This window comes from Armatimonas sp., assembly GCF_031410135.1.
Taxonomy (GTDB): domain Bacteria; phylum Armatimonadota; class Armatimonadia; order Armatimonadales; family Armatimonadaceae; genus Armatimonas.
This window is the reverse complement of record NZ_JANNYP010000569.1, coordinates 1-17538: the sequence shown is the minus strand read 5'-3', so window position 1 is coordinate 17538 and position 17538 is coordinate 1. Positions and strand designations below refer to the sequence as shown.

The window sequence follows — 17538 nt, the reverse complement described above, 5'->3', positions numbered from 1 at the left end:
ACCTCGTGTATTGACTGCCTCCAGCCGTATTATTTCCACCAGCACCTCGTCGGTAGTGCGGGCAGCATTCTCGACGAGAAGCTCACGACGCTCCAGTGGCCTGGCCTCAGCAAAGACCTCTGGACCAAGCTCGGGGTTCCGACCGTGGACTCCGGCGATGTGAGCGATCATCCGTACCCGCCACAGTTCCAGGCGTTTATTGACGCGCTCCAGAACAACCAGCCCATGCCCTACACGGACTTCGAGACCGCCTTCGAGACCCACAAAGCCGTCTTCGCCGCCGAGCTCTCGGCAGTCGAGCGCCGCCCCGTCAAGCTCAGCGAGCTGGACTCGTAACCTGCGCGAGTGTTTCTTGGAGGCGCAGGAGGATGGCGAGGAGTTTGATGGGCACGTCGCTGGCGGGCAGTGCTTCGGAGAGCGTGAGGACAACTCTATCGTAGCCGGGGGTCAGCGAGGACGAGAGGACGGTGACTTTGAAGGCCGGGTAGGTCTTCTGGAGCTGCTCCTGAAAACGCTCTCGCTCGGCTTCGCTCTTGGCAGATAAAAAGCCGACGGCATCTATGTCCACTGCGTTGTGATGGATCTTGAGGCTCAAGGGGGCCAGAGCCGCGTTGGGAGCGGGAGCCTCGCTACGAGAAATCGCCAGATAGCCCCCTAGCGGCTCTTTTTCGCGCGCGAAGCCATAGGCATCATCAATGCGCCAGCCCTCGCGCTTCACCTGGGTGATCACCGATTTCTGAAAGGCATTGACCGAGAGCTTTGCTAGGAGCTTCTGCTCTTTCTCGGAGTAGGACGCGGGGCCTCGCCGGGCAAAGAGTCGTGCCAGGTGAAAGCTCTCTAGCTGCTCTACCAAGCTAAATTGTCCCCGCGCCGAGACGGGATAGGCCAGCTTGAGCGTAGACATACTTGGCGTCGCCAGAGAGCCAAGGAACGAAATTTTCGCTTCGGGGAGGAGCTTGCTTAGCTCCGCACTCAGCTCTCGCTCAGCGAGCTCGCGTGGCTTTGTGAGGCTGATCTCGGTGCTGGTCGTGTAGAGTGTCGCTTTCGCCTGAGGAAAAAAGGCAACCATGCTCTCGTCACCCTTTGTATCTTTTGCAAGAAGCTGCACAAAATACGGCGGCGTGAGCGCCGAGGACTCTCTCTTCTCCAGCTGTGACACGGTAAACCGGTTCGTCGTCAGCGCTCTCAGGTGCTCTTGAACTCCCGACTTGAACGCCTCGTCCAGGGCGAGCGCATCTAGCTGTGGTGAGGGAGTGCCCACGAGCTGCTTGTCGGCGCGCTGGAGCGTTGCGAGCGTCTCGGCGTACCAGGCGGTTGGTGGGGTTGCCGATGTACTGATGAGGCTCAGGTTCGCCAAGTTCTTGCCATCGCTGGAGCCTAAATAGAACTGTTCCAGTTCGGGAAAGGCCGCCGCAAGCTGTTTTTTGAGTGTCTCACTCTGGCCGTAGAGCGCGTCACTGAGGGGCACGTTCAGGTGGATCTTTACCTGAGCAGGCTGAAAAACCACCACGAGCGTATTGGGGGAGCCAGAGTGCTTGAGCTCGACCACGCCACGGGTGTTGGGCGGTGCGCTTGCCTGGCTCAGCATGTAGCCGAGGCGCTTGAGCTCGGCGACGGCGGTTTGAAGCTCAGGCGCGAGCCTGGCCAGGCTACTCTCAGGGGACTGTTGCACAACTAGTGCAGGAGGAAGCATGGCTACTTGATATCCTTCTCCCCGTTGAGCATCTTATCGGTCTCCTCTCCGACGGCATTGACGAAGAAGATCAGGTCTTTGAGCGTTGTGGCAAGCGTGTCGCCCTTCTCCGAGATGTCTTTCAGACCCGTGGCATCGAAGTGCGCCCCAAAGCGAAGCGCCCAGGTGCCCTTGGTGTCTTTGAAGAGATAGAACTGACCCAGTTTTTTACTCTGGAGAAGCACTTTACGGAGCAAGGCGTCATCGGGAGGTGCGGTGGCATTTATCCAGACCGTTGTGTAAACCAGGTGAGTGAGCAGGCCACCAACCTTGGTGGGAGCAGTGCCAACAAAAATCTTCTGCTGGCGTTTATCAGGATGGTCAAAGAGAACGGTGTAGCTCAAGCCACTGGGACTGGCTTCATGTTTGAGGCCCGTGGCATCCAAAGCGCTCTTGAGGCGGGCTTTACCTGCCTCATCCACTTGCGGGGGCGCGACACACAACACGAAGGCGGCGAGGGCGGGAAGAAAGGGCGTAAGCATCAGAGTTTATCCTCCTGGGTAGGATTGAGTTCTTTTTCCAGATTATCCGCGGTGCCTGAGACAAGATTGAGGTACTCCTTGAGGGTCTCAGGCAGCGCCGAGGTGGTGATTGTGGCCCGAAAGCGAATGCGCCAGTTTGTCTGTGTCTCGCTGGGAGCTTCCAGCACCAGCCCCCCGATTGCGAATCGCTTCTGAAACACGCTCTGAAGCAGCTCGGCGCTGGGTGTGTCTTTGGAGTCGTAGCAGATCGAGAAGATCTCCTGGACTTTCAGGCTATTGTAGCTCTCCTCCGTCTTGCGGATATAGACAGTCTGCTTGCGTTTTGTGTCGCTGAAGTCGTACTTGAGCTGGTAGAAGTTCCCAATCTCCGTGTAGCTTAGCTTTGCGTCTTTGAGCGTCGCCTCAAGGGGACTGGTGGGTGTCGAGATGGGTGTAGTAGCCGCGCCTCGGTTTTGCTCGATGAAAGCGATGGCTTTTTTCGTCTCCGCCAGAGCGTCCACGACGCGTTGGGGCGTTGCCTCAGAAAGCTCTACCTGTACGGCAGCGTAGGTCTTTCTGTTGACTTCGTAGCAGGTGAGTACAATACTCGGGAACTTCTCTTTGAGCAGCGTGCCATAGCGTGTGGTCGCCTCCGCTTTGGACTCCGGCACCAGCGTCTCGCGCTCCACCGTGCTGTCATCTTCCGTGTAGAAGACCAGAGAGATCTTCTCTTTGCCATCGGGCGAGAGAAGATCTACCTCGGTGGCACTTCCCACAAGGACTAAATCGTCCTCTTCGACGCGGGTGCGCTTGTAGCCCTCTTTCTTGAGTGCCGCTAGAGCCTCTTTGTGGACGCTGGTAAGTGGCATACCTTTTAGATCAGCATCGTCGTCGTTCGGGCAAACCATATAGACCAAGGCGGGCATGGTCAGTGGGATCGGAAATAACATCACTTTCTCCTTAAAAGTGTCTTGATTAGTTTGCATTATACAGGCCAACGTTACGGCAGCGTTACAGGTGGGGTACACTAGAGAGGAAATTTACAAGGGCCGGATCTGCGGCCTTTTTGTCTGTCTGGAAGGAAGTTAATGCAATGAGCGGGAAGGCGAACTTTGACCCGTCGAAGGATACGGATGTTGTCGTGATCGGAGCGGGGCCGGGCGGCTATCCGGCGGCCAAGCGAGCGGCGCAGCTGGGGGCGCGGGTGGTCTGTATCGAGTCCGATAATCCGGGAGGCACCTGTCTGAACTGGGGCTGTATCCCAACCAAGACCATGATCGGCTCGGTCGCGGCGCTCCACACGCTCAAGCATGCCAAGGACTTTGGCCTAATCGCCGAGAACGTCGGCTATGATTTTCCTGCGCTGATGGGCCGCAAGGATAAGATCGTCACCGGGCTCAACAAAGGGGTCGAGTTCCTGCTCAAGAGCGCCAAAGTGAAGCATGTCGCGGGCTACGGCAAGATCTTAGACAAGAACACCGTGGAAGTCACCAAGGCGGATGGCTCCGTCGAGAAGATCACCACGGCTAATATTATTATCGCCACGGGGTCTGTCCCGAGCAAGGTACCGATTCCCGGTGTGGACAGCGCCGATATCTGGGTCGACAACGCCGCCGTGAAGGCCAAGAAAGCCGACGGCACGCTGGCGACGGGTCCGCTCTGGACCAGCAACGAGGCCGTGAGCGCCAAGCAAGTGCCGGGCGAGCTGGTGATTGTCGGCGGTGGCGTGATCGGTGTGGAGTTTGCCTATGTCTACGCCGGCTTAGGCTCGAAAGTCACCGTGCTGGAGTTCCTGCCGCGCATCATCGCCAACATGGACGAGGACCTCTCCAAGGAGCTGGCCAAGAGCCTGAAAAAGCAGGGCGTCGCGATCCAGACCGGCGTCAAAGTAACCCGCGTCGAGGATAAAGACGGCAAGAAAGAAGTGTTCTTTGCCGGAGAAGATGGCGCGGAGAAGAGCCTGCCTGCCGATGTGGTGCTAATCGCCACGGGCCGCACACCCTTTACGACCGGCCTCGGGCTAGAGAGTGTGGGCATCACGCTGGGCTCGCCCAAGGGCCGCGCGGCGATCGCGGTCAACAACAAGCTCGAAACCAGTGTCCCCGGCATCTATGCCATCGGTGATGTGATCGGCTCCGGGCTGGCGCACACAGCCACGGCGGAGGGCCTTGTGGCGGCGGAGAATATCTGCGGCCACGCGGCGACCATGAGCTACAAGGCGATCCCCAGCTGTATCTACACCGAGCCAGAAGTGGCTTCCGTGGGCCTCACCGAGGCGCAAGCAAAAGAGCAGGGCTACGAGGTCAAGACGGGCACGTTCCCCTTCCGCAACCTTGCAAAAGCCATGGCGATCAACCAGACCGAAGGCTTTGTCAAAGTCGTCGCTGAGGCCAAGTACGGCGAGATCCTCGGGGTTCATATCATCGGCCCCCACGCCACCGACCTCATCATGGAGGCCGTGGTCAGCATCCAGCTAGAAAACACAGTGGATGAGCTGATGAAGACCGTCCACTCCCACCCCAGCCTCGCCGAGGCCATGGGGCAGGCCAATGAAGATGTCAAGGGCTTAGCGATCGACAAGTAACCTCTCCCCCTGCCCCCTCCCCCAGACGCTCCTTCGTCGCTGGGGAAGGGGGTTCAGATCGTGTCCCCTTTCCCAGTGAGGCACGAACGCCCGGGAGAGGGGCTAGGGGAGAGGTTTTATGTGGTCAAGAGAGCTTTGTTTCTTCGGGCGGTGGGACGTGCGTGGCAAAGAACGCGCTGTCACGGTCAATAGTGGTAGCTATGTCAAGGCACGGTTCTCGGGCACGAGCCTCAAGGCGAGCTTTGATCTTTCCCTCAATAGGCCTCACTGCGAGTGCACCAAAGAGGGTTCGTACCCAACCATCGCGTGGCGCATAGACGATGGCGCGTGGCAGGAGGGCGAGCTCGCGGCAAGTGTGACACTAGCCGAGGGGCTGGTTAAGGGCTCGCACACCGTGATGCTAATGGTGCGCGGCCTCGACGAGCACCAGAGTCGCTGGATGCCGCCGCTGATCGCCAGCGTGACGTTCACCGGCTTTGAAGCGCAGAAGCTAGAGCGGGCGCTCCTACAGTGGCGTAAGCCCAAGCTCACAATGGAGTTTCTGGGCGACAGCATCACCGAGGGCGTGATTGTTAACGAGGGCCGCGCGGGCGTGCTACCGGGAATTCCCTTCACCTGGCCCTGGCTCGCCGATGCTCGGCAGTCGTACGCAGCGCAGACCGCGCTCACGCTCGGGGCGGAGTGGCGACAGGTGGGCTTTGGGGCAACGGGCCTAAAGCTTGTGGGAAGCGGTGGTGCGCCAGGAGCCCTAGCAGCGTTTGACTTCTTCTACGCCGGTTGCCCGCGTGATAAGTGGCAGCCCGATGTGGTGGTGATCAATCAAGGCACCAACGAGCCGCCTTCTCCCGAATATCATGGGCTCTATGGTCAGTATCTGGCACAGATACGTCGTGCCTACCCTAAAGCGAAACTTGTCGCCCTGCGCCCGTTTGGTGGCGCACATGGGGAGGATATCAAAGCTGCTGTGGGCGCTTGCAATGCTGCGGGGGACTCGCGCGTGTACTACATTGATAGCACGGGCTGGTACAGCGGGCCACTGCATCCCAATATTGAGGGAAGTGCCGCGCTTGCGGAGAAGCTGGTACAGGCGCTCAAGGCCCAGGGAATCGTCCCCTCAAACTCTGCCGACTAGGGGATTTATTCGCTTCTCCCTTCGGGTACAACGGAGGTATGAGTACCCCCCGTGCTGAGCACGTCTTTATTTTTAGCTTCGATGGCGGCAAGCCCTCGGTGATGCAGCAATGCTACATGCCCACGCTCCAGCGGCTCCTCAAAGAGGGCGCGGGCACTTGGGCGGCGCGGACGGTTTTCCCTAGTATCACCCTTGTTTCGCACACGTCGATGCTCACAGGGGTGCTGCCCAAGACCCATAAGATAGACTGGAACGACTGGAAACCAGAAAAGGGTGTGGTGGGTGTGCCGACGGTCTTTGCGATTGCGAAGAAGGCGAAGAAGTCCACCGCGCTTTTTGCGGGAAAAGAGAAGTTCGCGCATCTCTACCAACCCAAAAGCCTCAATGCGTTTGCCGTCCCGGAGTACAGTGCCAAGATCGTGGCGGAGACGGCGGCGGGCTACATTCGTGCAAATAAGCCCAACCTCTGTTTTATCCACTTTGCCGACTCGGATGGGGCGGGCCATAGCAAGGGCTGGGGCTCGCCCGAGCAGATCCAAGCCTTTGCCGATGAAGATAAGGCTCTCGCGATCGTTCTAGAAGCGATCAAGAAGGCAGGCATCAGCAAAGAAAGTGCGGTTATCCTGACCGCCGACCATGGGGGACATGCCAAGACACACGGCACCGCCTCCGATGAAGACATGCTGATCCCCTGGATTGCCTTTGGGGCAGGGATCCGTCGTGGCGTGACTCTCACGGACCCTGTCTCTACCTGTGACACAGCGACGACGGCACTGGCTTTACTGGGGGTGGAAGCTCCTGCGGCCTGGGACGGCAAGCCGGTGCGGGAAGCGCTTTTTTAGAGCCTCTTGACAAAATCTAACCGTTTAGATACAATCGCATTGTATCAATGATGGTAACAATCCGCGATGTTGCAAAAGAGAGTGGCGTGTCCGTGGCGACCGTCTCCTATGTCCTAAACAATGGCCCCCGCGCCGTTCGTCCCGAGACACGGGAGCGTGTGGTCTCCACCATGCGTCGCCTCAACTACCACCCCAATGCCGTGGCGCGGAGCCTTGTTCGTCAGCGAACTCATGTCATGGGGATTCTGGTAGGCGATGAGCAGTCCGAGATCGTGACCAATAACTACTACGCCGGAATTTTAGCAGGCGTCTTTGCGGGAGCGCGGCAGCGTGGCTACAATATCACCTTCTTTACGGCAGGAACTGACAAAGACATCGAGCACCACATTCGAGCACAGCAGCCCGATGCCATGCTAATGATCGCCCCCCGGCTCGGGCAGGACCTGCCTAAGCGCCTGAAAAGCGTCGGGATTCCATTGGGAATTGTAGGAGCCGGAGATTTCTACGAAGACGATGCGACGATCTGTGTAGACGTGGACAATGTAGTGGGAATGCGGCTGGGGATGCAGCACCTGTGGGAGCGAGGGCACCGCAAGATTGTGTATGCCATCGGCAATCCGAACCAAGAGAGCACGCAAGTGAGACGCGCCGTCTTTGAGCAAGTTCTACGCGAGTGGGGAATCGAGCCGAATGACCAAGACTTCATCGCTCACTCGTTTCAAGCAGAGGTCGTCTATGCCGCCGTTCAGCAGTATTTGGAGAAAACGTCTACCCCCACGGCGATCTTTGCGGGCAACGATGGTATTGCTCTTGCCGTTCTCCAAGCGGCGCGTGATAAGGGCCTGCGCGTTCCCGAGGACGTTACCGTGATTGGCTATGACGACTGGCCGGTCGCTTCGTACATGACACCAGGCTTAACGACCATCCAGCAGCCCATGCACCAGATCGGAGAAGCCGTCGTGCAGGGCCTTGCGAACCTTATCGAGAAGAAGAACGTCAAAGCCGAGACTAGAGTGAAGCGTTTCCCGCCAACTCTGGTCGTACGAGACTCGACTTAAAAAAGAAGATCAGACACTAAATTCCAAACCTAATGTGAGGTACTTTGCAATGTTTCGCAACCGTAGAGCGTTTACGCTCATTGAACTCCTCGTGGTGATCGCGATTATCGCGATTCTCGCCGCGATTCTCTTCCCGGTCTTTGCACAGGCCCGTGAGAAAGCACGCTCCATCAGCTGCCTCTCCAACCTGAAGCAAATCGGCACCGCGTCCATGATGTACATTCAGGACTACGATGAGACGTATATGTGCGGCTGGGGCGAGCCCGATGGAAGCACGATGTGGCGCTGGGTGCTCAACCCGTATATCCAGAGGAACGGGACATCCATGTACACCGGTAATGCTACCAACAATAGCATTCTGATCTGCCCCAGCACCCGTATCGGGGTAACGAGCTATGGCTATAACCAAGCACACTTCGCCAACCGGTGGGCACAGTCGCCTACTAACCACTGGAACAATGCGGGTGTGAGCATGGCCGCTATTACGGAGCCGGCAAACCTCGTGATGATTGGAGAAGCCGCCAAGTCAGGGCGTACATCACCTGGGGTTGATCCCAACTACGCCGATGGCTCTGCTTACTGTGGTACACGCAATGGTACAGCAGCCAACAACCCGACAACCTGTGGGCCTTACCGCTTCAGGCCAGATGTTTGGCGGAAAGATCCCGGTGATCCTACCTGGGACGCAACCGTGGACTGGGATATGGCGATGCCTGGTGATGGCAAGGGCGAGTGGAATATCGCATCAGGCCAAGGCAACAACGGTAGCCGCCGTCCGCTGTTCCCGCACAGCGGTCTGGGGAACTTTGTCTTTGCGGATGGTCATGCCAAGGCGATTCAGGGTGGCAAGCTTGCTGTTAAGATCGGTACGCCAGACGATATCTGGCATAACCGCTAGTTAGCCTACCAAGAGGTACACTTGTACTTCCTGGTAAGAAAAAAGGGGGAAGCGCTTGCTTCCCCCAATTTTTGACCCCCTATGCGTCAGCGTCGTTTGGTTACAACCCTCGCCTTCCTTCTAGTGCCCCTCGCCGGGGTTCTTTGGTGGCGTGCCGCCCGTTTCCTTCCCTCATCCCGAGAACAAGAAGCGGTGCGTCTGTCCCTGCCTGAGCTAGAAAAAGGATTTCTCACCCACCAGAACGACCCGATTTATCTCTACCACCTTGGGAGTCGTCTACAGGCGGCGGGCCGCTCTGAGGAAGCACTGGGCGTTCTTGAGCGTGCTGCCGGGCTGAGTCCCGATGAAGTTCGAATCCGTCGCGCCTGGACTGATGTGCTGATGGCAACGGGGCGTGTCACCGGAGCGCAGGGCTATCTCCAGGAGTTTGTCCGCAGTCACCCCAGCAGCTCCGAGGGACACACCCTACTCGGTGAGTTCTACGGCTCGCAAAACTCGATGGAGCGTGCCCAAGAGGAGCTAGAGACTGCCATCCGACTGGACTCCCAGAATAGTCATGCCTGGACACTGCTTGCCAAAGTGCGCGACTACTTCTTCAATGTGGGAGGAGCGCGTGAGGCAATACTTGCGGCCCTCAAAGCGAACCCTCAAAACGCGGAGGCCCATGCCTACCTGGGTCGTCTAGAAACCAAAAGCAATCCTGAGGCCGCTATTGGCTCGCTCCGTGAAGCCGTGCGTCTTGCCCCAGAGCAGAGTGCGTTCTCCCGAGCACTTGCCGAGCTGCTGCTGGATACAACCAAGCCAGAGTCCATCACGGAGGCGGAGGGACTTCTCCGTAAGCTACAGAGCACACGTCCCGACGATGCCGAGAGCATGCGCCTTCTGGGCCGGGCCTTACTTCTACGAAAGCAAGTCGCCGAAGCGCTCCCCTTGCTTACGAAAGCCGATACTTTAGCGCCAGGTGAGCCGCTGGGCGCCAAGTACTTACTGGAGGCCTATCGCCTTGCGGGAGATACCAGCCAGGTCAGTCGCTGGCAAAAAATCTACGAAGAGCGCCAGAAAGATGCCGAGGCAACTCGCCAGCTACGAGATCAGCTCGTCAAGGATCCCAAGAACAAGGAAATCCATCGTCAGATGGCGCATCTCATGGCGAAACGTGGGCAGCCCGAGCTGACACTACGTCACTATGCCAGCGCTATTGGAGCCGCACTCGACTCGCCCAAGGCACTGATTCTCGCTGCCAACGACCTGACAGAGTTTGGTTTCGGGAAAGAAGCTCTAGCGCTTGCACGTCTTGCCGTGCGGCATGGACAGAACAATCCGGGTGCCCTAGAGGCCCGAGGCAATGCTCTACTCTCGCTAGGACGTATACGGGAAGCCTCGGTGGACTATGCCCAGATCAGCGACCTCCAGCGCGAGAAAATGCCGCTGTATCGCCAAAAGCTTCTGACCGCCATCCAGAAACAACAACAAAACCCAACCCCAGGCGAGCGGGTTCTTTTTGATATTCAACAGAGACAGCAAGTAGAAATTGGCCCTCGGCGAACTACCAACGAGCTCTTAGGGCTCATTGAAAAAGCGCTCGAAAAAGAGCCCGAGAGTATTGCCCTACTCTCAAAACGCTTTGAGATGCTGGTGGCACGGCGTGAACGCGATAAGGCCTTGGCTTGCGGCGCTCAGCTCCTAGCTCTCTCTCCTGAGGACACTCAGACACATGCCCGAATGGCGGCCCTGCTCACGGATACCGATGAGGCGAGCTTTGACCCGGCTCAGGTAGAGAAGCACCTTGATGAAGCAGACCGCGATCCTCTTGTACAGCCCACCCTACACTATGTTCGTGGACTTCTTGCGCTACGCCGCCAAGACTGGCCCGTCGCGGTGACAGAGCTTCGGCAGGCAGTTGCCATGGATCCGGGAAGTGATATCGCGTATCTACGCCTTGCCAAGGCCGAGCGAGCCGCGGGCCACGAAAAAGAAGCAGCAGACGCAACACAAATCTACGAGCAGCGGCGACGAAGTAAACAAGAAGAAGTAGATCTACTCATGGAGATTGCCGATCACCCCAACCAAAAATCGGGCTATCAAAAAGCCATCCAGTACTACCGTCAAAAGGACAAAGCCAATGAGGCGGATGCAATCCGTCGGGAAGCAATCCGTCGTTTTGGCAGTCTCTGAGACAGAGTCTCAAAACAACCAAGAAAGGCCTTAAAACAAACAATGAAAAGTGAAATAAAACCCCTTTGGATTGCTCTGGCAGCAATCGGAGCGATTCTTCTTTTAGGAGTTCTCTACAAAGTATTCCTCGCAGAGCCTCCTATCCCTGCTGGAGTTTCAAAAGAAGAAGAGATGAAGCACAAAGGCATGAACGCAGCAAACTATTCCACTAGCTATAAGCAACAAAACACCAGTGGTGCCCCACGTGTAGGATCACCTGGTCAGAGTGGCGGCTATGGTGGCGGTTACGGCGGTGGCTATGGCGGAAGCCGCCCTGGTGGCTACAGCGGAAGCCAGGGAGGTTATAGCGGCGGTGCACCGCGCTAACCAACATCGTTTACAGGCACTGCTGACTTCCTCTCTGGCGATAGCCGGAGGGGGAGTTTTTCTTGTTGGTTGTCCCCAAGGAAAAGGGAAAGCCCCCCAAGAAGCACCTCTCTTTCGGAATGTCCTTGCGGAATCCGGAATGCGCTATCGTTGGGAGATCCCCGGCAAGCGTCCCTTAAATATCCTCCAGACCATCGGCAATGGGTGCGCGTTTTTAGACTACGACGGCGACAGCAACCTTGATATTTTGCTCGTCGGCTCCAAGCCTGCACTCTTTAAGGGTGATGGTAAAGGGAAGTTTGTCGATGTCTCCGAAGCGACAGGGATTGGGGCGCTGTCCGGACACTTTCTGGGCTGTGCTATTGGGGACTACGACGGAGACGGTTTTTCCGATCTCTATCTCACGGGCTGGCGTGAGGGTCGGCTCCTACACAATGACGCGGGCAAGAGCTTCACCGATGTCACGGTGGCCCAAGGACTCTCACCCGAAACATGGGGAACATCCGCCGCCTTTGTGCCTCGGGGACGATCCTCACTGCTGGATCTTGTCGTCTGCAACTACGCGATCTTCGGACCAGAACCAGGCATCAAGCTGCTCTGTGAGGCAAAAGATAAGTCCGGCAAAATGATCCTGACTTCTTGTGGCCCCCGTAGCTACACCCCCGTTCCCGCAACTCTGTACCGTTTTTCCCCCACAGGAAAAGCGCAGCGCATTGTTCTAAAGGCCTCGACAGGCCGCGGTCTCGGTGTGGCCGCACTCTTCCCCGAAGATGAGACCAGTCCCTACATTGCTTTCGCAAACGATGAGATCGCGGGCGATCTTCTCCAAGAAGGCCCCAGCGGTTTTACCAATCTCGCAACCACAGCAGGAACCGCTTACGATCGCGACGGCAATGTGCACGGCGGGATGGGCACTGACTGGGGTGATGTGGAGAACGACAGTCGCCTTGATCTGCTGGTCGCCACGTTTCAGAACGAGACCAAGTCTCTCTATCACAACGAGGGCAGTAAAGTTTTCTCAGACATGGCCTACCCCGCAGGAATCGGCAATAGCACCACGCCGCCTGTCGCCTTTGGAATCCGTTTCTTCGACTTTAACAACGATGGCTGGCTTGATGTTGCAGTTGCCAATGGGCATGTCCAAGACAATATCGCGGACATAGACACGAGCACCACTTTTCGCCAAGCATCCCAGCTCATTCAGAATCAGGGGGTTGGAGCCAACCACTACGCCCGCTTTGAGGATATCAGTAAGCGCTGCCCTGACCTTCAAAAACCCATTATCGGGAGGGGGCTGGCCACGGGGGACTTCGACAATGATGGACAAATAGATGTGCTGATCGTGGATGCCGAAGGGGAGCCCTTACTTCTCCATAATGAAAGCCGCAGCAAGAATCACTGGCTAGGGCTAAAACTCGTGGGTACAGGCGCAAATCGGGATGCCTACGGTGCCCTTGTGACGCTGGAGATAGGAAACCGCAAGATTGTCCGACACTGCCATGCCGATGGCTCCTACATGTCCTCATCCGATGCCCGTGTCCACTTTGGCTTGGGAGACGCCACCAAGATAGATCGCCTCACCGTCCGCTGGCCCAGCGGTCGGTTGCAAACGATACCAAAGCCCTCCCTAGACCGCTACACCACCGTTCAAGAGACAACAAAATGAAAGATGATTTCTCACTGCCCAAGCAACGTTCCTGGATCGAAGCCTACGGAACACCAGTGGCACTTGGCGCTGTGATCCTTATTGTTATCATTGTGATCTTCTCCTCCGTGCCTGCGTCTGTGCAGCCCAAAGTCAATCCGTCTCCTGGCGTCACGGAAAAAGAGTACTACGAGAAACAAACAGAGGACACCGATCAAGTGATCCGCAAAGCCGTTCAAGAGTCGGGGGGAGACTGGAATAAAATTCCACCGATTGGTCAACAGCGTATCCAAGAGCTAAGCCAAGGTCATGGCAAAGAAATGCTTGAGATCTATGTTGAGCGTATGAGAGAGGAAAAGAAAAAAGCAAAGGCGAAGGCGCCATAAAAATAGCCCCCGTGCCGCTGGCGCAACACGGGGGCTCTCGTGCAAATCGGAACTACTGTGGGTTTCCGCTACCCGGATAGGCAAGCAGGCCGCGACGAGTTGCCTCGCGGAAAGCTTGGAGCCTATTCGTAACACTCAGCTTGCTGTAGATATTGGCCAGGTGGAAATCCACTGTCCGCTTGCTGACATAGAGCTGGTCGGCAACTTCTTTGCTCGACTTACCTTCGATGACTAAAGACAACACTTCGACCTCACGCTTGGTGAGCTTCACTTGGCTGTCCGATGACACTCCGCTATTGGTATAAACGCCCATGGGGCTGTATCCCTCCTGTTTTCTCTCTTCATGACTGATGGAAGATCTTCTGTCTCCTTACAGTCCAGAGCCCGATCTCTCTCTTCGGTGCTCTGTACTTTATATTTGCCATACCCAGGTAAATAAATCATTGAAAAAATTACCAGTTTTCTCGTGATTGTTCTAGCTGGTGTACAATACAGGTAATGCAGGCTGTCATTCTCGCAGGGGAACGCGGCGCTCCCCTCTATCCACTGACGGCGCGAACCCCCCGCGCCATGCTTCCGATTGTGGCAAAACCACTGGTTCAGTACTCGCTGGAGCTTCTTAAGCGGCATAGTATCTCCGATGCCATTCTCTGCCTCCAGGTGCTTCCTGAGGTCTTTGAGAGCCGCTTTGAAGAAGGCAAGGAGCTGGGGCTGACTCTGCGTTATCACCGTGAGCAAGTCCCCCTCGGAACGGCAGGAGCAGTGCGGGCCGTTTCGGATCGCTTGGTGGGCAAGAATATTCTCGTGCTCAATGGGCATGTGCTTACCGATGCCAATCTCAGTGCCTTAATTGCTTTCCACGAAGAAAAAGAGGCGGCGGTCACGATCTTGCTCGCCACGGTGTCGGATGCATCACGCTACGGGGCGGTGGTGCGCGATGCGGAGGGCCGCGTGCTGGCTTTCGCAGAGAAGCCGCCCGTGGGTGAGGTCGCCACGGACACGATCAATGCGGGAATCTATGTGATCCGCCGCGATATCCTGCGCCGCATTCCCGCAGGCACCGAGTTCTCGTTTGAGCGCCAGCTCTTTCCCCAGCTTGTCGCGGAAGGAGCGCCGGTCTATGGTTGTGTGGCTCAAGACCGCTACTGGCGCTCCATCACGACTCTGACAGACTACCAGCGTGCGCAGTCGGATGTGCTGGAGCAGCGTGTCGAGGCGAGGATTGAGGGGGTCGAGGTTCGCGAGGGAGTCTGGGTGGGAGAAGGCGCAACCATTCACCCCACTGCCGAGATTCGAGGACGCGTCTTTCTCAACCACCACACGGATGTGGGGCGTGGGGCACAGATACGGGGAACCGTGGTCATTGGCTCACGCTGCCAGATTGGGGAGGGAGCGCTTATTGAGGACTCCGTGATCTGGCGTGGCTGCGTCCTAGAGGAGCAGACCGAGGTTCGCGGGAGCATTCTGGGCAACCACTGTACGGTTCGTGCAGGAGCCAGAATTCGCCCAGGAGCCGTGGTAGGGGCCGATGCTGTGATTGCGTCCGTGGTGGCGCATCTGCCGAGCCAGAGTGAAGTCCAGCGGGCAGGGATTCGCTTCGGCACCGATGGCTGGCGGGGCATTTTGGGCGACGATGTGACTTTTGAGAATGTCCGTCTTGTCACCCAAGCGCTCTGTGACTGGGTCAAGTCCGATGCCGTGCCCGGCGAGGGCGTGATTATCGGCTACGACACCCGCTCCCAGTCCGATCTCCTGGCCCGTGCGGCGGCGGAAGTGGTTGCGGCCAATGGGCTGCGTGCACGCCTCTCCCGGAGCGCTTGTCCCTCTCCTACCGTGAGTTTTGCCTGCCGCTTCTTTGGAGCCGCGGCGGGTCTTGTCGTCACGGCAAGCCACAACCCTGCTTCTTTCTCAGGCCTGAAGGTGAAGGCCAACTACGGCGGCCCTGCTTCACCTGAGATGACCACGCGGATTGAGGAGAAATTGCGCGAGCTACTCATGAGTGGAGGCACCGCTCGCACGGAAGGCGGAGCTGTCGAGGTCACCGATCTGGCGGCTCCCTACTTGGCACACTGCGCTCGCTTTGTTCCGTTGGAGAGGCTCTCGGCGGCGGGCCTTGTGGTGGTGGATGCCCTTCATGGCGCGGCGGCGGGCTACCTGACCCAGCTTCTCGCCCCAGCGGGTGTCGCCATTCAAGAGATTCGCACCGAACGCAACCCCTTCTTTGGCGGCGTCATCCCGGATCCGACTCCTGAGAACCTGGAGGCTCTCTTTACCGCCGTGCCTGCCGCACAAGCAACGCTAGGGCTCGCACTAGACGGCGATGGGGATCGTCTGGGTGCCTGCGATGCTTCCGGGGCGTACGTGGATGCCCACAAGCTCTTTGCGCTTCTCTTGCGTCATCTCATTCGCACCCGTGATGGCAAAGGCAGTGTCGTGCGCACCGTCTCCACGACCCGGATGATAGACAAGCTCTGCGCCGCGCACAACCTCTCTCTGATCGAGACCCCCATTGGCTTCAAGTTTCTGTGCCAGAAGATGCTCACCGAGGATATCTTGCTCGCGGGAGAAGAGTCCGGGGGCTTTGGTATCGCAGGCCACTTACCCGAGCGTGATGCCGTTCTCTCTGCGCTTTTAGTCCTGGAGGCAGTCGCTCTCTCCGGAAAATCCCTCCCCGAGCTTCTGTCTGAGCTTACCGAGGAAGTGGGGCCACATGAGTATCTACGGATCAACCTGAGGCCCACACCCGCCCAGATGCACCGTATCCATACGGCACTCCAGGGCTTTCGAGAGACTCACCTAGCGGGAGCCGAGATCGCTGCAATCCGTCGCCGCGATGGCACTCGGCTCGACTTCACCGATGGCTCCTGGCTGCTCCTGCGCCCCTCCGGCACCGAGCCACTCGTCCGTGTCTATGCCGAAGCCGCCACCCGCACCCGTGCTCGTGAGCTCACCGAAGCGGGCGCGTCCTTCATAGTAAGTTCGTAACATACAAATATTGGAAACATTTCTTGTATAATAGGCGATCTGATGCAACGGTGCCTTATAAAAGGCTAACTTGAAAGGAAACATAGATGTCACTTGTAAAAGAATTTCGTGAATTTGTTGGATCGGGGAGCGCGGTAGATCTCGCCGTGGGTGTGTTGGCAGCAGGAGCCATTGGCACTATTCTAAAATCGTTTATTGATGAGATGGTTCTTCCGCTGACAGGACTATTAGGAAAGGCAGATTGGGCCAATTCCTACGTTGTCCTCAAGGGAGATGTCCCTCTAGGTAAGGCTCTGGCAGAAGCCCGCAAGATTGATGGCGCTGTTATCCTCGGTTACGGCCAGTTTATGACCGTCGCCGTGAATACGCTGATTCTAGTATTTGCTGTCTTCATGGTCGTCAAAGCCATCAATGCCATGAAGAAGAAGCAAGCGGAAGAAGCCGCCGCCGCACCTGCACCGCCTCCTGCGCAAGAAGTGCTCCTCACAGAGATTCGCGACCTGCTCAAATCTAAGTAAACGCGTTTCGCGGATTTAAAGCCCTGGCTCGTCTCTCGTCTGGAGGTGGTTGTGACAATGACCAAACAGATAGCAGTGGCGATGTTGGGGCTTTTACTTTTCTCGGCAGGCGCACAGACCCAGGCACAAGAAAAGGGCCGGGGTGGCTTCTCCGCTCCTGAGGGCACTCAGATGCGAATGGGGCAACCTAGCCCGGAAGAGCTCAAAAAGAGAAAGGCCGAACGTGAGAAATGGCTCGCCTCTCTCAAGCTTAGCCCTGAGCAGAAGAAAAAATGGGACGAGATCGAGCGGCGCTACGCCAAGCTGATGCAAGAGAAATTTGCGACACAGGGTGGTAAAGAAGGCCGCATCATGATCTCTGGCAGCTCGGGTGATGCAATGAAAATTATCGGAGAGATCCAAGCAACCCAGAAGAAAAAGCGTGACGAGCAACGTAATCTTCTCACGCCAGCCCAGAAAGCAATCTTTGACAAAGCGCCCGACCCAGGATTTAGAACACGGATGATCACAAAGTAATTTTTGGGAACTCAAGTCGGAGAAACGCGTAAAGTATCCCAGCATGGATAGCAAAGGTTTCCAGGCGGCGAGTTGTGCACTCGTCGCCTTTCTCATGAGTGGCCCCGCCGGAGCATCAGGCCCTGCACAGCGGGAGAGCTTTGCGCTTCCCACCACAAAAACAGCCCCCAAGATAGATGGCGATCTCTCCGATGCCTGCTGGAAGAGCGCCTTCAAGGCCGGAGAGTTTGTGCGTTTTAC

Annotated in this window: 17 protein-coding genes and 1 pseudogene; 14 read left to right on the top strand and 4 right to left on the bottom strand. The window is 57.2% G+C overall.

Features of this window, described 5'->3' with window-relative positions; genetic code table 11:
* Positions 1-336, top strand: a pseudogene (locus RMO15_RS21075) (gfo/Idh/MocA family oxidoreductase); the annotation flags it as partial.
* On the opposite strand, the gene RMO15_RS21070 reads toward RMO15_RS21075, so the two are convergent.
* From RMO15_RS21070 to RMO15_RS21060, 3 genes are read right to left on the bottom strand one after another with little or no spacing between them, the layout of a single operon-like run.
* Entirely contained in the window at positions 317-1693 is a 1377-nt protein-coding gene (locus RMO15_RS21070; protein ID WP_309716672.1) for a hypothetical protein, read from the bottom strand. The pseudogene RMO15_RS21075 and the gene RMO15_RS21070 overlap by 20 nt on opposite strands.
* 2 nt (positions 1694-1695) lie before the next feature.
* A complete protein-coding gene (locus RMO15_RS21065; protein WP_309716668.1) occupies positions 1696-2214 on the bottom strand; it encodes a hypothetical protein in 519 nt (172 codons plus the stop codon).
* Positions 2214-3143 (bottom strand): hypothetical protein, encoded by a 930-nt coding sequence (locus RMO15_RS21060; protein WP_309716667.1) that lies wholly within the window; start codon positions 3141-3143, stop codon positions 2214-2216. Before RMO15_RS21060 ends, RMO15_RS21065 begins: the two co-directional genes overlap by 1 nt.
* Positions 3144-3286: 143 nt before the next feature.
* Here RMO15_RS21060 and lpdA point away from each other — a divergent pair, with 143 nt between their 5' ends.
* The 9 genes from lpdA to RMO15_RS21015 all read left to right on the top strand — a co-directional run bounded on the left by lpdA (position 3287) and on the right by RMO15_RS21015 (position 13279).
* Positions 3287-4777: a dihydrolipoyl dehydrogenase gene (gene lpdA, locus RMO15_RS21055; protein ID WP_309716664.1), complete on the top strand. Its 1491-nt coding sequence runs from the start codon at positions 3287-3289 to the stop codon at positions 4775-4777.
* Positions 4778-4895: 118 nt separating this feature from the next.
* A complete protein-coding gene (locus RMO15_RS21050; RefSeq protein ID WP_309716661.1) occupies positions 4896-5909 on the top strand; it encodes a GDSL-type esterase/lipase family protein in 1014 nt (337 codons plus the stop codon).
* A 38-nt stretch (positions 5910-5947) separates the two neighbouring features.
* Complete coding sequence (locus RMO15_RS21045) at positions 5948-6751, top strand: ectonucleotide pyrophosphatase/phosphodiesterase (RefSeq protein ID WP_309716656.1); 804 nt, start codon at positions 5948-5950, stop codon at positions 6749-6751.
* Between the two features lie 47 nt (positions 6752-6798).
* A complete protein-coding gene (locus RMO15_RS21040) occupies positions 6799-7809 on the top strand; it encodes a LacI family DNA-binding transcriptional regulator (RefSeq protein WP_309716654.1) in 1011 nt (336 codons plus the stop codon).
* A 49-nt stretch (positions 7810-7858) separates the two neighbouring features.
* A complete protein-coding gene (locus RMO15_RS21035; protein WP_309716651.1) occupies positions 7859-8707 on the top strand; it encodes a DUF1559 domain-containing protein in 849 nt (282 codons plus the stop codon).
* An 81-nt stretch (positions 8708-8788) separates the two neighbouring features.
* Positions 8789-10882, top strand: a complete 2094-nt coding sequence (locus RMO15_RS21030) for a tetratricopeptide repeat protein (RefSeq protein WP_309716647.1) — start codon at positions 8789-8791, stop codon at positions 10880-10882.
* 186 nt (positions 10883-11068) lie between these two features.
* Positions 11069-11248, top strand: a complete 180-nt coding sequence (locus RMO15_RS21025) for a hypothetical protein (RefSeq protein WP_309716644.1) — start codon at positions 11069-11071, stop codon at positions 11246-11248.
* A gap of 139 nt (positions 11249-11387) precedes the next feature.
* Positions 11388-12914: a CRTAC1 family protein gene (locus tag RMO15_RS21020; RefSeq protein WP_309716642.1), complete on the top strand. Its 1527-nt coding sequence runs from the start codon at positions 11388-11390 to the stop codon at positions 12912-12914.
* A complete protein-coding gene (locus RMO15_RS21015; protein WP_309716639.1) occupies positions 12911-13279 on the top strand; it encodes a hypothetical protein in 369 nt (122 codons plus the stop codon). Before RMO15_RS21020 ends, RMO15_RS21015 begins: the two co-directional genes overlap by 4 nt.
* Positions 13280-13331: 52 nt before the next feature.
* Here the strand turns inward: RMO15_RS21015 and RMO15_RS21010 are convergent, their stop codons facing one another.
* Positions 13332-13592: a response regulator transcription factor gene (locus RMO15_RS21010; protein ID WP_309716635.1), complete on the bottom strand. Its 261-nt coding sequence runs from the start codon at positions 13590-13592 to the stop codon at positions 13332-13334.
* Between the two features lie 185 nt (positions 13593-13777).
* On the opposite strand from RMO15_RS21010, the gene RMO15_RS21005 reads away from it, so the two are divergent.
* The 4 genes from RMO15_RS21005 to RMO15_RS20990 form a co-directional block, all read left to right on the top strand.
* Positions 13778-16264, top strand: a complete 2487-nt coding sequence (locus RMO15_RS21005) for a sugar phosphate nucleotidyltransferase (RefSeq protein ID WP_309716632.1) — start codon at positions 13778-13780, stop codon at positions 16262-16264.
* 86 nt (positions 16265-16350) lie between these two features.
* The gene (mscL, locus tag RMO15_RS21000; RefSeq protein WP_309716627.1) at positions 16351-16782 is read left to right on the top strand and encodes a large conductance mechanosensitive channel protein MscL; all 432 of its coding nucleotides are present in this window, start codon (positions 16351-16353) and stop codon (positions 16780-16782) included.
* 57 nt (positions 16783-16839) lie between these two features.
* Positions 16840-17298 (top strand): hypothetical protein, encoded by a 459-nt coding sequence (locus RMO15_RS20995; RefSeq protein ID WP_309716624.1) that lies wholly within the window; start codon positions 16840-16842, stop codon positions 17296-17298.
* 43 nt (positions 17299-17341) lie between these two features.
* Positions 17342-17538 (top strand): hypothetical protein (locus tag RMO15_RS20990; RefSeq protein WP_309716622.1); only part of this gene is annotated, 197 nt, incomplete at its 3' end.

What these genes read in the sequence shown, in the direction of transcription:
- RMO15_RS21060 (WP_309716667.1), bottom strand. Translation starts at nt 3,143, where the DNA reads ATGTTATTTCCGATCCCACTGACCATGCCCGCCTTGGTCTATATGGTT.
- RMO15_RS21070 (WP_309716672.1), bottom strand. Translation starts at nt 1,693, where the DNA reads ATGCTTCCTCCTGCACTAGTTGTGCAACAGTCCCCTGAGAGTAGCCTG.
- RMO15_RS21015 (WP_309716639.1), top strand. Translation starts at nt 12,911, where the DNA reads ATGAAAGATGATTTCTCACTGCCCAAGCAACGTTCCTGGATCGAAGCC.
- RMO15_RS21045 (WP_309716656.1), top strand. Translation starts at nt 5,948, where the DNA reads ATGAGTACCCCCCGTGCTGAGCACGTCTTTATTTTTAGCTTCGATGGC.
- lpdA (WP_309716664.1), top strand. Translation starts at nt 3,287, where the DNA reads ATGAGCGGGAAGGCGAACTTTGACCCGTCGAAGGATACGGATGTTGTC.
- RMO15_RS21020 (WP_309716642.1), top strand. Translation starts at nt 11,388, where the DNA reads ATGCGCTATCGTTGGGAGATCCCCGGCAAGCGTCCCTTAAATATCCTC.
- RMO15_RS21035 (WP_309716651.1), top strand. Translation starts at nt 7,859, where the DNA reads ATGTTTCGCAACCGTAGAGCGTTTACGCTCATTGAACTCCTCGTGGTG.
- RMO15_RS21040 (WP_309716654.1), top strand. Translation starts at nt 6,799, where the DNA reads ATGATGGTAACAATCCGCGATGTTGCAAAAGAGAGTGGCGTGTCCGTG.
- RMO15_RS21025 (WP_309716644.1), top strand. Translation starts at nt 11,069, where the DNA reads ATGAACGCAGCAAACTATTCCACTAGCTATAAGCAACAAAACACCAGT.
- RMO15_RS21050 (WP_309716661.1), top strand. Translation starts at nt 4,896, where the DNA reads ATGTGGTCAAGAGAGCTTTGTTTCTTCGGGCGGTGGGACGTGCGTGGC.
- RMO15_RS21030 (WP_309716647.1), top strand. Translation starts at nt 8,789, where the DNA reads ATGCGTCAGCGTCGTTTGGTTACAACCCTCGCCTTCCTTCTAGTGCCC.
- RMO15_RS21005 (WP_309716632.1), top strand. Translation starts at nt 13,778, where the DNA reads ATGCAGGCTGTCATTCTCGCAGGGGAACGCGGCGCTCCCCTCTATCCA.
- mscL (WP_309716627.1), top strand. Translation starts at nt 16,351, where the DNA reads ATGTCACTTGTAAAAGAATTTCGTGAATTTGTTGGATCGGGGAGCGCG.
- RMO15_RS21010 (WP_309716635.1), bottom strand. Translation starts at nt 13,592, where the DNA reads ATGGGCGTTTATACCAATAGCGGAGTGTCATCGGACAGCCAAGTGAAG.
- RMO15_RS20995 (WP_309716624.1), top strand. Translation starts at nt 16,840, where the DNA reads ATGACCAAACAGATAGCAGTGGCGATGTTGGGGCTTTTACTTTTCTCG.
- RMO15_RS21065 (WP_309716668.1), bottom strand. Translation starts at nt 2,214, where the DNA reads ATGCTTACGCCCTTTCTTCCCGCCCTCGCCGCCTTCGTGTTGTGTGTC.